Below are 13,316 nucleotides of genomic sequence, written 5' to 3' on the forward strand. Positions count from 1 at the left end.
GCGATCCCCGGAGCTCGTGACAGCGCGGTGCCAACGAAAACAACAAATCCGTTCATTGAGCGCGGTGGATCATTTCGCGAAATCGGCGATTTAACGAAACGGCGATCTTTGACGACGTGACCCTTATTTCTTGCTCAGAACGCCCCGCTGATCCCGAAGCTCAGCGAATAAGAATAGATTTCGCGTGAGAATGTCTGGGTCTTGTCGGCCTGATAGAAGGCGAGCGGCGCGTTGGTGATGTTCGACGCGGTGCCGAACAGCTCGATCTTGTCGGTCAGGTCGAAGCTCAGTTTCGCATCCAGCTGCGCGCGCGCCTTGTTGTAGATGTCCGAGGTACGCACCGCGCCGATGCTCTCGATATAGTCGTCGCGGTACGACAGCGCGACGCGCGCCTCGATCCGGCCGATCGCATAAAAGATCGCGGCGTTGGCGATTCTGTCCGATTGGCGGAAGAACGGAATGTCCTCGGCCTCGCGTCCCGGCACCTGCAGGTCGGACTTCACATAGGTGCCGTTGACTGACACCCCCAGCCCGTCGAGCGGCGCGGGCAGGAAGCTCAGCTGATATTGCAGATTGGCCTCGACCCCCAGGATATAGCCGCTCTTCGCGTTCAGAGGCTGCGACAGCTGGGTCAACGGCACGCCGTTCAACACCGTGTTCAGGACGATCCCGTTGTAGATCGGATTCTCGATCTTCTTGTAGAACACGCCCGCCGACACGATCGCCTCGCGCGCCGGATAGAATTCGGCGGTCAGGTCGAGCCCCATCGATTTGAACGGCTTCAGATCGGGGTTGCCCGCCGAACCGACGCCCGCGTCTTCCTCGAACGTCGGCACCGCCGCATCGTAGTTCGGGCGACCGATCGTGTTGGTGTACGCGGCACGGATCTGCACGTCGTCGCTCGGGCGGTAATTCAGGTGCAGGCTGGGCAGCACGTCGGTGTAGCGGTTCACACCGGTCAGCGGCGTGATGTCGGACCGCTCCAGCACACGGTCGCCGTCTGCGTCGCGCACCGAAAAGGCGGTCGATCGCGTATCGGTATGCTCGACGCGAACGCCGCCGATCGCGGTCAGGTCACCCAGCGTGATACTGCCCATGCCGTAACCGGCGTAGATCTTCTCGCGGATGCCGTAGTCGACGTTGAAATCGTTGCGCAGCGTCTCGATCGTGTTGAGCGTGAACCCTACGGAATTGGCGTCGAACAGGCCAAGCAGCTTGCCGTAGTCCAGCCGCGGGCCGAACACGCCGGGATAATCGCCGTTGTAGTAAGGCGAAGCGTCGTTCGTCATCGCCCCCGCCAGCGTCGCGGCGCCGGTGTAATCGTACCGCAGGCGGCGGCTGTCGCGCGTCTTGTGGCGGTTGAGGTATTTGCCGCCCAGCTTGATGAAGCCTTCGGTGTCGCCGAACACATCGCCGAAGGTCACGTCGGCGCGACCCGAATGCAGCGTCTCGTCGATTTCCTCGCTGCGGAACTGGAAACGGCGCAAATTGTAGATCGACGCATTGGCGATCGCCGGATTGATCTGGCTGAACACCGGCCGCGATGGCGACAGATCGATCGTGTTGTTCAGCGTATCGGGCGAGATCGCATCGAGATCGTCGCGCACCGGGGTATGTTCGCTCGCGTTCGCGTAGGTGTAGTTGAACGCCAGCTTTCCGCCGCCGAAATCCCATTCGCCGCCGGGTGAGACGTTGAGCAGTTTCTGCGTCTGGTTGTTCTGCCGAAACGCGCGCGTGCCGCGGCCGCGCGAATAGCGGATGCTGGTCGGCGACAGGATCGTCGCGGTGCCGCGATCGTAATCGTAATCGAGGAAATCGCGCCCTTCCTCATCGGTATATTCGTTGTAGATGTTGCGGATGTAGAGCGACAGGTCGGCCCCGCGCCATTCCAGGTTCAGCACCGCGCCGATGCGTTCGCGCGTGATCTCATAATCGTACAGCTGATATTGCGCGGGCGCGTTGCGCACGCCTGGCCCACGCGGAATCCACGATACCGGATTGGCGGTCTGCGAGCTCAGGAAACGCTTGTTGTAGCTGGCCGCCGCGACGATCCCGAAACTGTCGTCGCCGCCGAAGCGCGTGCCATAGGTCAGGCTGCCGCCGCCGCCCAGACGGCCGTCGATATCGTTCAACGATCCGCGCAGACTGCCGAACAGGAAGCTGTCGGCCCGGTCGAACGCGGACGGGGTGCGGATGTTGATCGTGCCGCCGACCGCATTGGCGTCATAGTCGGCCGTCACCGCCTTGATCACCTCGATCGACGCGACCAGATCGGACGGGATGGTGTCGAGCGAGACCCGGCGACCCTCCGCTTCGGGCGCGCCAACGAGATTCCCGTCGATCGTGACGTTGTTCAGGTTCGAATCGACCCCGCGAACGACGGCGTAGCGCGCCTCCCCCTGGTCGATCTGCACCGATACGCCGGGTAGCCGCTGGATCGCCTCGGCCGGGTTGTAATCGGGCAGCTTGCCGACGGTATCGGCGGACACCGCCTCGATGATGGTCGGCGCGTCGCGCTTGATGCGGATCGCGGCCAGGGTGGAGGCGCGGTCGCCCGTGACGACGATGTCCTCCGCGGTTTCGTCCGGTGCGACCGGGGCGTCCTGCGCCTGCGCGGCGGTCGCGGCAAAGGCCAGCGCGACGACGCTGGCGGTCAGCGCCAGCCGACGGAGGGCGTGCGCGTTGCGATCGATCAAATGCCCGTCAGCCATCTGTATTCCCCTTTTGCCGTATCGATTCCGTGCGGCGTCGCCTCGCCCTGTGGCCGCGCTTTGCGTAAGCTTTGTGACAATCGATAGCTATTACTATTGCAATTTGCGCGCGGGTGGCAAGACTGTCACGATGCAGTCGCGGCAGGTCGGCATCGCCGTCGGCAGGATCGCGACCAAGGAGCAGTGATGACCGATCTTTACGCCGACCGGCGATCGTTCCTGACCGCGGGCGCCGCGGGATTTGGATTGCTCGGGCTGCCCGGTGCGGCGCGCGCAACGGCGAGCGGCTTCACCCACGGCGTCGCGAGCGGCGATCCCAAACAGGCGAGCGTGATCCTGTGGACGCGCTATCGCCCCGCGAACGGCGGCGAGACGAGCATACGCGTGGAGGTGGCGGAGGATGAGCGGTTCCGCCGCATCGTCTCGCGCGGCGAAGGCGTCGCCTCACCCAATGCGGACCACTGCGTGAAGCTGCGTCCCGCCGGACTGAAACCCGGCCGCTGGTATCACTACCGCTTCATCGCCGAGGGGGGCGACCGATCCCCGCCCGGCCGGACCCGCACGTTGCCCGCGCGCGGCACCAATCCGTTCCGCATCGCGGTGATGTCGTGCGCCAACAAGGAATTCGGCTTCTTCAACGGTTATGCCCATGTCGCTGCGCGCGACGACGTGGATCTCGTCATCCATCTCGGCGACTACATTTACGAATGGGGCACCGGGCAGCACAGCCAGGCGGCGAAGGCGATGGCCGATCGCGCCGCACTGCCGCCGGGCGAGACCGTCACGCTGGCCGACTATCGCGCGCGTTACGCCGATTACCGCGCCGATCCCGATCTCGCCGCACTCCACGCGCGGCTGCCGATGATCTCGATCATCGACGATCATGAAGTGGCGAACAATTCGTGGCGCGGCGGGGCGAGCAACCATGATGCCAGTGAAGGAACATGGGACGCGCGCAAGGCGGCGGCGATGCAGGCCTATCACGAATGGCTGCCGATGCCCGACACGCCGTACGATCGCTACGATATTGGCGATCTCGGCGCGATCTTCCGGCTCGAAACGCGGCTGCTGGCGCGTGACGAGCCGCTCGATCTGGGTGATGCGCTGAAGGGCGCGGCCAATCCGCTGAAGGCAGCCGCGGCCTTTCGCGATGGCCCGCTGGCCGATCCGCGCCGCACGATGCTGGGCGCGGCGCAGGAACGCTGGCTCGGCGACGGTTTCGCTGCCTCGGTCAAGGCGGGGCAGCGTTGGCAGATACTTGCGCAACAGGTGGCGATGGGGCCGATGGTGCTGCCCGCACAGGCCCCCGGCTGGTTCGACGCGCCGCCGCCCGCCGCCACGGTCGACCGGCTGAAGCTGGGCGTGGCCGCGGCTAAGCTCGGTCTGCCGTTCAGCATGGATAATTGGAACGGTTATCCCGCCGCACGCACCCGCCTGCTCGACAGCGCGATCGCCGCCAAGGCAGATCTCATCACGCTGTCGGGCGACAGCCACAATGCCTGGGCATTCGATCTCGCCTCGGGCAACCGTGCGGCGGGCGTCGAATTCGCCGGGCAGTCGATTGCCTCATTCGGGTTCGAGGCGCGCTTCACCGCCGATCCGGCGCGTATCGCCGCCGATCTGGTCGCGGCCAATCCGGCGCTGCGCTGGTGCGACACCAGCCGCCGTGGCTATATGACGGTGACGCTGACCAGCGACAGCGCGCGATCGGACTGGACGATGCTCGACACCGTCCGCCGCCGCTCGCTCGCCGTGACCGGCACCACCACCGCGCAGGTCGCGCACGGCGCACGCAAACTGGAGATGGCATGAGCTTTCCCGATTATGCCGAGCATGACGGCCTCGGCCTCGCCAGACTGGTGCGCGACGGCGACGTTTCGGCCGCCGAACTGGTCGAGGCCGCGATTGAACGGATCGAGCGCAACGACGGCGTGGTCAACGCGATCACCCACCGCGCCTTCGACGAAGCCCGCGCCGCCGCCGCCAAGCCGCTGGTCGACGGGCCGTTCGCCGGGGTGCCGTTCATCGTCAAGGATTTCGGCATCGGCGTCGCCGGCTGGCCCAACACCAGCGGCAGCCGCTTCTGCCGCGATATCGTCGACGAGGCGGATACCGGGCTGATGCGCCGCTATCGCGAAAGCGGCGTCATCCCGATCGCGCGCGGGGCCAGTTCGGAATACGGCATCATCGGCAATGTCGAGACCGCGGCGTACGGCGCGGTGCGCAATCCGTGGAACCCCGATCATATCGCGGGTGGCTCGTCGGGCGGATCGGCGGCGGCGGTCGCGGCGGGCTATGTGCCGGTCGCGCACGCCAGCGACGGGCTGGGATCGATCCGCATCCCCGCCGCCTGCTGCGGGCTAGTGGGCCTGAAGGTGACGCGTGATCGCAACCCGAACCTGCCCGACGGTTTCGACTATGCGATGGGCTTCTGCGTCGATCATGTCGTGACCCGCAGCGTGCGCGACAGCGCAGCGATGCTGGATGTGACCGGCGTGCCCGAGGCCGGATCGCCCTATGCCATCCCCGCCAAAGCCGGGCCGTATCTCGACGAGGTAACCCGCGAACCCGGACGGCTGCGCATCGCCTGGTCCGGACAGACTCCGCGCGGCGGCGGGCCGGGGCCGGAGGTGCAGGCCGCGCTCGGACGCACCGCCGCGCTGCTGGCCTCGCTCGGGCATGACGTGGTCGAACAGCCGCTGGGCGTCGACCAGATCGCGATACACGCCGCCCGTGCGCCGGTCTCCGCCGCCAATTTCGCCGCAGGCATGGCGCGCGTGATCGCGCGCGTCGGGCGTGAGCCCGAGCCCGGCGAACTCGAACCGCTGACGCTGGCCGCACTCCACGGATCGCGTGCGGTCACCGGCGAGGCAGCATTCAGGGGCTTTCAGGAATTGCGGATGCTCTGCCGCAGTGTCGTCGAGCGGTTCGATACATTCGACGTCTTCCTATCGCCGGTTATGACCGCCCCGCCGCCGCCGATCGGCACGATCAGCGGCGCGGACGGCGATCCGGCGGATATCGTCAAGAAACAGGCGGCGCTGTTCCCCTATGCCGCCTTGTTCAACTTCACCGGCCAGCCATCGCTGTCGCTGCCGCTGGAAATGTCGCCCGACGATCTGCCGATCGGGATGATGTTCACCGCACGCTATGCCGATGAGGCGACCTTGTTCCGCCTGGCCGGGCAGCTGGAGCGCGAGCAGCCCTGGTCAGGGCGCCGCCCGGCGATCTGGAATTGAGCGGGGTCCGACGACCGGCAGGCGGCTGACCACGACACTGGCGTCGGATCGGCTGATCGACCAGAGTGTCCGCGGCTGCGCCGGATCCCACGCGATCGCCTGCCCCCCGGTCGCGACCGGAATCGTCGCGACATGGCGCAAGGTCGATCCCGCTTCGGGCAACGCCACGACATAAATTTCGGGCGCGTCGTGGCCGGTGACGTAGAGCAAACCGTCGTCGCCCCAAACCCCGCCCGAACTGCTGTACGGCTTCATCGCGGCCAGCACGCTGTCCGGGAACAGCCACGCCTCCTGCCGCACGAACGCATCGTCCATCCGCACCAGCAAGGTCGCACGGTGGTCGCGCCCCGCGTCCCCGCCCTTCGCGTCGTAATTGGCGTAGCCCGCCCACCAATATCCGTCACGGCGGATGATCCAGGTCAGCGATCCGGTACCCGGCCCCAGACTGTGGCTGGAGAGGTGCCGCAGCGTGCGCGCGTCGAACGTCTCGATCGAACTCGCCATCGGCACGCGCGGATAGTTGGAATGCGCGCAGATCAGCCGCGCCGCATCGACCACGCAGGAATTGAGGTGCTGAAACAGCGCCGGATCGCCCTCCCACCGCGCGACGCGACGCCCCGATCGGCGATCGTAAGCGGCGATGGTGCGGTTATCGATCGCGTAGAAGCGCGCCGCATCGACCGAGACGCCCTGCCGTGCCTCAGGCACCGGGTAGCGGCGCACTTCGGTCGCGCGCGGCGTGACCTGCGCCATCGCACCCGCAGTCAACGATAGCGCCGCGACGCAAAGTACAGCGCGACTCATTCGCGCGGCGCGCGCGGCAGATCGCCGCGCAGCGTGTGCGCGGCGTATCGGAACGCGGCGTCGGCGGAGAGGCTGGTCTCCTCGGTCAGCATCTCGTCCACCGCGAAACCCATCTCTACCGACAGCCGCAGCCGCTGCCACAATTCGTCCCGGTCGATATCGGGCAAATGCGCGGCATAGGCGTCGGTCAGACGATCGGTGACGTAGCGGTGCGATTCGACGCGGACATGGACCAGCCGCGGGCTGGCGTGAAGCGCGCGCAGGATCCAAACCGCGCCCGGTTCGCTGGCGGTGACGGCGGCGGTCTCGCGCAGCAGTTCCTCGATATTGCCGCGCAATGCGGCCAGGCCGCCGGGCGCATGGCGCGCGATCCATTGCTCCAGCGCTGCATTCTGCCGCGCCATCAGCCGCCGCCCCAGCGCCTCCAGCACCGCGTATTTATCGTCGAAATAACGATAGAGCGCAGGCGGGGTCAGCCCGGCGCGCGCGCAGATCAGATTGGTCGAGATGCGGTCGATCCCCACCTCCGCCAGCAATTCACCCGCGACGTTCAGCAGCAGTTCGTAGGTCGCCTGCGACCGTTCCTGCTTGGGACGACGGACGATGTCCTGGGTATCGCTCATCGTGACCGCCCGCGTGCGCTGACCGGCCAGATGTCGATCAGTGTATCGCCCCGCACGACGTGGAAGCTGTCGTACAGGTTCACCGTCGGGTCGCAATGCGGTGCGGTCAGCGTCACGCGGTCGCCGATCGTAAGCCGATCAGGACCGATCACAGCACCATGTTCGTCACCCATGAAGATGAACTTTGCGCTCTCGCTCGCGCCGTCCACGATCACCGGCGGACCGCCGTCGGTCGCCATCGCCTTGAACCCGGCGTCGATCGTTGCGATTCCCTGCCCATTCGCGCTGATGACGCGCGAATCGATGAACAGGCTGGTCTCGAACGGCGCATCCGCCGCATCCGTCAGGTCGCAATCGTTATATTGCCGGTCCATGAAGACGTACGATCCGACCTGCAGTTCGGTGAAGACGCCCAGATCCAGGTCGATGCGGTGCGTGCCCGTGCCCGATCCGGTGATGATTTCCGGCGCATGGCCCGCCGCGGTCAGCACAGCGATCACCGTACGCAGATACTCGGTGCGATCCTCGATCGCGGCGCGGCGGCCGGCATAGCTCTCGATATGCTGCTGCGCTCCGCAGTAGAACTGCACCCCGCGATACCGGAGCGTGGGATGGCGCGCGATCGTTTCCGCCAGCGTCACCGCGTCGGCCGCGCTCGCCACGCCGGTGCGGCGGATGCCCGGATCGATATCGATGATCACGCCCAGCCGGACAGCATCGGGTGCCACCGCATACGCCAGCCGCTCCGCATTGGCAGGATGGTCCACCACCACCGTCAGCCCCTCGCTACGCCCGGCCAGCGCCGCCAACCGCGCGATCGCGGGCGGCGTCACCACCGGAGAGGTCAAGTGCAGCCCGGTGACCCCGCCCTCGGCCAAAGCCTCCGCTTCACCCAGCTTGGCGCAGCACAATCCGATCGCCCCCGCCGCGATCTGACGGCGCGCGATATCCACGCTCTTGTGCGTCTTGGCGTGCGGCCGCAGCGCCACGCTACGCGCCGCCGCCAGTCCGGCCATCGCCGCGATATTGCGGTCGAGCGCATCGGCGTCGAGCACCAGCACCGGCGTGTTCAGCGCGTCGCGCGATCCCTGCCGCCCGATCAACTCCCCATGCAGCCGCATATCGTCGCTCATGCGAACAATTCCGCCAGATGCGCGTTGAGGAACTTGCCGCCCGGATCGTGCGCCCGCCGCACCGCGCGAAAGCGCTCCGCCAGCGGATATAGCGCATCGACATCGTCGCGGGTCAGCGTGTGCCGCTTGGCCCAGTGCGGCCGCCCGCCATGTGCGCGGAGCACCGCCTCCGCCTCCGCGAACATCCCGCGCCACGGCATCTTCGCATATTGATGCATCGAGATCGACGCGCACGGCCCGGCGTTCATAGGGCTCAGCCAGATGTCGTCGCCCGCGACGGTGCGATATTCGAACGGAAAGCTGACTGGCAGGCGCTTCTTCCTGATCCAGCCGACCACCTCTTTCAGCGCCGCCATCCCGTTCGCCTCGGGCAGTTCATATTCCATCTCCTCGAACCGCACGGTGCGATCGGACGGGAATATCACGTGCGCCGGCCCTTTGCGCCGTCCGCGCATCGGGGCTTTCATCGCAGATCGCTGAAGATAAGGTACCAGCATCGGCACCGCCGCGCCGATGTCGCACATCCGGCGAAAGCCCTTCTCGCTCATGTCGCTGCGCTGGCGCGGCGGATCGCACGGATCGACCAGGTCGAGCGTCTTCAGGATCACGCTGTCGGCGTGGGGGAACCACCAGAATTCGACATGCCGGTGTCCCGCCGCGAGATCGTCGAAGCATTCCGCGATCTCATCGAACCGCCTCTTCTCGATCCGCTCCTCCAGATGAAAGGCTGGGATCACGTCGAACTCGATCTCCACCGCCACGCCGAACAGACCGAGCGACAAGCGCTGTGCTTCGAACAGTTCGGGATTCTCGGCCGGGCTGGCGGCGACGATCGATCCGTCGGCCAAGATCAACCGGAACGATCGCACCAGCGTCGACAGGCTCCCCAGCGTCCGCCCGGTGCCGTGCGTGCCGGTCGCGATCGACCCCGCTAGCGACTGCGGATTGACGTCGCCCTGGTTGGGGAGCGACAGCCCTTCGTCCCACAGCGCCGCGGTCAGCCGCTTCAGGCTCCATCCCGCCGACGCGGTCGCCCGCGTCCGGTCGGCCGAGATCGTAAGCTCGCCCGGCATATCGTCCAGGCTGATCAGCAGTCCGGCGGTATCGCACAGCGGCATGAACGAATGCCCCGCCCCCGCCACGCGAACTTTGTCCGCTGCCGCGATCGCCCGCGCGAGTTCGCCCTCGCTGGTTGGACGCAGCAGAGTGGCAGGAGTTGCCACGACGCTACCCGACCAGTTTGTCCAGCCCGCGGCGGCAATATAGACCAACGATATCCTCCGACGGTGAGCCGCAAGCGATAAGGATTTCTGATACTGGTAGCTACTGTATTTTGAATTTCCGACCATAACCAGACCACCGGACGGGCGTCAGGTGACCGTGATGCACAGGCGATCGTGGTTGCGCCGATCAATCGACAGCCTTTGATCGTAGCCGCCTCTGGCGTCCACTGTCCCGTGCCGACCGATCAGCATTTTCGCATGCGGAGTGCGAAGATCGCTAATGCCGCCCGCGGCTATGGCGTCGTTACGGGAAGCCGGCCGCTTGCCGACCGGCCGGCTTCAAACTGCATAATTCCTTATCTGGTCTCCATCCGAATACCGGCGCGGAACGAGCGGCCCAGCAGATCCGAATAGGTGCTGTTCGCCGCCAGACCCGTTTCCGGGAGCAGCAGCGGCCAGCGGTCGAAGACGTTCGTCACGTTCAGGAACATCTGCGCATCGGCCCCGCCCATGTCGATCTTCGCGGTCAGGTTGAGATCGGCGTAGAACAGTCCCGAGACGCGATTGTCGTCATAGGTCGGGAATTGCGTGGTCGAAAGCGGGCAGCCGGTCTGGCATTCGATCCCGTTGGCGACGTATTTCCCTGCGCTCACCCCACGACCGACCGCTGTGATCGAGAAGCTGGACGTGTCGTAGGTGGCGCTGCCGCGATAGATCCATTTCGGCGTGCTCGCCTGCCCGCCATTCACGCCCACCGAGTTAAGCACCACGGTTCCGGGCACGCCGCTATCGAACCGGTTCTCGATATAGCGGGTGGCGATGCCGCGGAGCGTCAGCGCGCCATCGGCCTGATCGAACAGACGATCCAGCGGCAGGCGGTACGACGCGTCGATATCGACGCCGCGAACCTTCTGGCTGGCCGCGTTGAACGGCTGCGTGAGGATGATGAGATAGGGTTGCGCCGGGTTCTGCGTGCGCGCGGCATCGATCGAGATCACATCGCAGAGCGACTGCTCCCCTTGCGAGCACAGATCGACGATCGTCTGCGCGCTGAACGAGCCGATCCCCTTTTTCAGATTGATATCGAAATAATCGACCGAAACGTTGAACCCGGGCACGAAGCGCGGCGACAGCACCACGCCGACATTCCACTGATCGGACTTTTCTGGCCGGAGGTTGGCGTTGCCGGTCGCAAATCCGGAATAGCTGTAGGTCGCTTGCGGTGGCTGACCGGGTGCGACGAAGGACGGGCTGCCGCCCGGAAAATTGGGATTGCGCACCGCATCGCTGTTCGCCGTGCCGGCCGAGAACAGTTCGTTTAGGTTGGGCGCGCGGATATCGCGCGAACGCGTCACGCGAACGCGGATATCGTCGATCGGCTGCCAGGTCGCCCCCGCCTTCCACGTCGTGACATAGCCCGCGGTCGAATAACGCGTCGCGCGCGCCGCGCCGTTGAATTCGAGCCCGAAGCCCAACGGGACGACCGTCTCGAGATAGGCTTCCTTCACGTCATAGCTGCCGTTGGTCGGCAGATAGTTGCCGACCGACCACCGGTTGGTCGCGCCGGTCAAATTGCCGTTCGCGTCGCGAATGGGCACCGGCTGGAATTCGGCCGGCACGAAGCCCTTGATCTGTTCCTTGCGGTATTCCGCGCCGAGCGCGACGCTGACATCGCCCGCCCAGGTGGCGAACGGCGTCACCGATACGTTGAACGCCGCGTTATATTGCTCGACCACTTCGTCGCGGTACGGATCGCCCAGCACGTAATCGAACGCCGCGGGGTTGGCGACGCCGATGCCGAGCCGGTTGAGCGGCACGCAGGCGCGATCGTCGTTCGTCGTGCTGGCGTCGACGTTAACCAGGCACTGGATCGACCCGGCAGCATAGCCGCCCGTGTTCCCCGCCGGTGCGAACACCGCCGCGGTCGCATTGTTCATGCGCGTGACGTTCATGATGTCGCGCAATTGCTCACGCAGCTTGGCGCGTCCGTATTGGCCGTAGATGTTCCACGTCGCGTTCTTGCCGAACACCTCGGCATTGCCCTCCGCGCCGATCGCGTAACGCTGCACCTCGCGCTTGTTGTTGACCGCGCGGAACGGCAGGTCGGCCGCGGTCGTCGCGATCGTCACGCTGGTGATGCCGGTAAGGCGCGACGGTCCGAGCGTGTTGTACAGGAAGGCGTTGCAGGTCAGCGGCGCTGTGGCGGACGTCGCCGCCGTGCCGCAACCGGTCGCGGCGAGCGAGACGCCCGTCGCCAGATTCGGCCCGGCGTTGAACAGCACTTCCTGCCGGTTGTACGCGCCTTCCGCGAACAATTCGATCCCGTCGCCGACCTCGTAGCTCAGCCGTCCGAACACCCCGTGGCGATCGTCCAGCGGATCGAGGCCGATCCGCCGCCCCGAATCGTTGACCCGCCAGTCGCCACCCTGCGTCAACGACGGTGCGGCGGTGCCGGTCGGTGAGGGGAAGGTCAGCGCGCCGTACTGATATTGCTGGATCGCCCCGCCTTGCCCGAAATAGGTGCCCCGCAGCCGGTTCGCCGTGCCCCCGGCCGATGCGGTGATGAGACCGCCCGGCGTCGAGTTCGCTGCGCCGACCTGACGACGGATCAGGAATTGCGGGGTGGTGCTGGTCGCGGTCCAATTGGGATCCTGAATGCGGACATATCCGGTCGCGTTCCAGTCGCGGTCGACCTGGAAAATGCCGTCGCGGTGCGCGAGTTCGGCCGACAGCAGGATATGGCCGCGATCGTCGCTGCCGAACGCCATGCCGCCCGCGACGCTGAACGAATAATTCTGACCATCGCCCTTGTCGGTGATGCCGCTGTCGATCGCGACCTTCAGCCCCTTGTACTTCTTGTCGAGCGCAAAGTTGACGACGCCCGCGACCGCGTCCGAGCCGTAGGCTGCGGACGCACCGCCGGTGACGACCTCGACGCTCTTGATCAGCGCCTGCGGGATCGTGTTGACGTCGACCAGCCCGGTGATCGTCGAGCCGACCGAACGCCGACCGTCGAGCAGCACCAACGTGCGGATTTCGCCCAGGTTGCGCAGGTTCAGCGCGTTGATCCCGGCCTGTCCGCTGGACAGGTTCAGGCGCGAGTTGGACGGGCGGGTCGAACCGGCGAGCGAGGGCAATTGGTTGACGAAATCGGCGATGTTGTTCGACGGCGAGGAGTTCTGGATTTCCTCCTGCGTCAGCACGGTCAGCGGCGTCGGGGCCTGGAAGCCGTCACGCGCCACGCGCGAACCGGTGACGATGACGTCCTCCCCGGCCTCGTTCTGCGGCGTCGCGGCGGGTTCCTGAAGGGACGCAGCGGTCTGCGCGGCGGCGGGCGAAACGGTCATCGCAATGGCCAGCGCCGCCCAGCTGCAGACGCTTGCCAGTCGCGGGAAATATCCAGGATTATTCATGTCGCCCCCAAATTATCTATATTCGCAACCGGTCTTCGTCGCCGGTCTGCTGCCGTGTCCCTCAGCGGCATCCGCCGATCGGTCGCCGCGGTCGCCCGCACCGCCGATCATGTCGGATGGACCAAGGTGCGCGGCTGTGATGGCGAGCGTCAAGGTCCGATCGCCTTCCA

At 66.0% G+C, this 13,316-nt stretch carries 8 protein-coding genes; 2 read left to right on the forward strand and 6 right to left on the reverse strand.

The features are described 5' to 3' along the window. Positions 1-134: 134 nt before the first annotated feature. Positions 135-2,711, reverse strand: a complete 2,577-nt coding sequence (locus M0208_RS08635) for a TonB-dependent receptor (protein ID WP_258891301.1) — start codon at positions 2,709-2,711, stop codon at positions 135-137. Positions 2,712-2,897: 186 nt separating this feature from the next. On the opposite strand from M0208_RS08635, the gene M0208_RS08640 reads away from it, so the two are divergent. Together M0208_RS08640 and M0208_RS08645 are read left to right on the forward strand one after the other, a co-directional pair. Further along, positions 2,898-4,523 (forward strand): alkaline phosphatase, encoded by a 1,626-nt coding sequence (locus tag M0208_RS08640; RefSeq protein WP_258891302.1) that lies wholly within the window; start codon positions 2,898-2,900, stop codon positions 4,521-4,523. Next, positions 4,520-5,950, forward strand: a complete 1,431-nt coding sequence (locus M0208_RS08645; RefSeq protein WP_258891303.1) for an amidase — start codon at positions 4,520-4,522, stop codon at positions 5,948-5,950. Before M0208_RS08640 ends, M0208_RS08645 begins: the two co-directional genes overlap by 4 nt. On the opposite strand, the gene M0208_RS08650 is transcribed toward M0208_RS08645, so the two are convergent. The 5 genes from M0208_RS08650 to M0208_RS08670 all read right to left on the reverse strand — a co-directional run bounded on the left by M0208_RS08650 (position 5,921) and on the right by M0208_RS08670 (position 13,146). After that, on the reverse strand, positions 5,921-6,754 hold the full coding sequence (locus tag M0208_RS08650; protein ID WP_258891304.1) for a hypothetical protein: 834 nt from the start codon (positions 6,752-6,754) through the stop codon (positions 5,921-5,923). The two genes, M0208_RS08645 and M0208_RS08650, sit on opposite strands and share 30 nt — an antisense overlap. Beyond that, positions 6,751-7,377, reverse strand: coding sequence for a TetR/AcrR family transcriptional regulator (locus M0208_RS08655; RefSeq protein WP_258891305.1), 627 nt, complete (start codon positions 7,375-7,377; stop codon positions 6,751-6,753). Before M0208_RS08655 ends, M0208_RS08650 begins: the two co-directional genes overlap by 4 nt. Beyond that, positions 7,374-8,510: a DSD1 family PLP-dependent enzyme gene (locus M0208_RS08660; protein WP_258891306.1), complete on the reverse strand. Its 1,137-nt coding sequence runs from the start codon at positions 8,508-8,510 to the stop codon at positions 7,374-7,376. Before M0208_RS08660 ends, M0208_RS08655 begins: the two co-directional genes overlap by 4 nt. Then, positions 8,507-9,781 carry a D-arabinono-1,4-lactone oxidase gene (locus M0208_RS08665; protein WP_258891307.1) on the reverse strand — a complete coding sequence of 425 codons (1,275 nt, stop codon included), beginning with the start codon at positions 9,779-9,781 and terminating at the stop codon, positions 8,507-8,509. The genes M0208_RS08660 and M0208_RS08665 overlap by 4 nt, the downstream gene beginning before the upstream one ends. A 308-nt stretch (positions 9,782-10,089) precedes the next feature. Further along, entirely contained in the window at positions 10,090-13,146 is a 3,057-nt protein-coding gene (locus M0208_RS08670) for a TonB-dependent siderophore receptor (protein WP_258891308.1), read from the reverse strand. Between the last annotated feature and the right edge of the window lie 170 nt (positions 13,147-13,316).

Source organism: Sphingomonas sp. SUN019, from assembly GCF_024758705.1.
Classification (GTDB): Bacteria; Pseudomonadota; Alphaproteobacteria; order Sphingomonadales; family Sphingomonadaceae; genus Sphingomonas.

Coding starts and splice junctions, on each gene's coding strand:
- M0208_RS08635 (WP_258891301.1), bottom strand. CDS start 2,711: ATGGCTGACGGGCATTTGATCGATCGCAACGCGCACGCCCTCCGTCGG.
- M0208_RS08640 (WP_258891302.1), top strand. CDS start 2,898: ATGACCGATCTTTACGCCGACCGGCGATCGTTCCTGACCGCGGGCGCC.
- M0208_RS08645 (WP_258891303.1), top strand. CDS start 4,520: ATGAGCTTTCCCGATTATGCCGAGCATGACGGCCTCGGCCTCGCCAGA.
- M0208_RS08650 (WP_258891304.1), bottom strand. CDS start 6,754: ATGAGTCGCGCTGTACTTTGCGTCGCGGCGCTATCGTTGACTGCGGGT.
- M0208_RS08655 (WP_258891305.1), bottom strand. CDS start 7,377: ATGAGCGATACCCAGGACATCGTCCGTCGTCCCAAGCAGGAACGGTCG.
- M0208_RS08660 (WP_258891306.1), bottom strand. CDS start 8,510: ATGAGCGACGATATGCGGCTGCATGGGGAGTTGATCGGGCGGCAGGGA.
- M0208_RS08670 (WP_258891308.1), bottom strand. CDS start 13,146: ATGAATAATCCTGGATATTTCCCGCGACTGGCAAGCGTCTGCAGCTGG.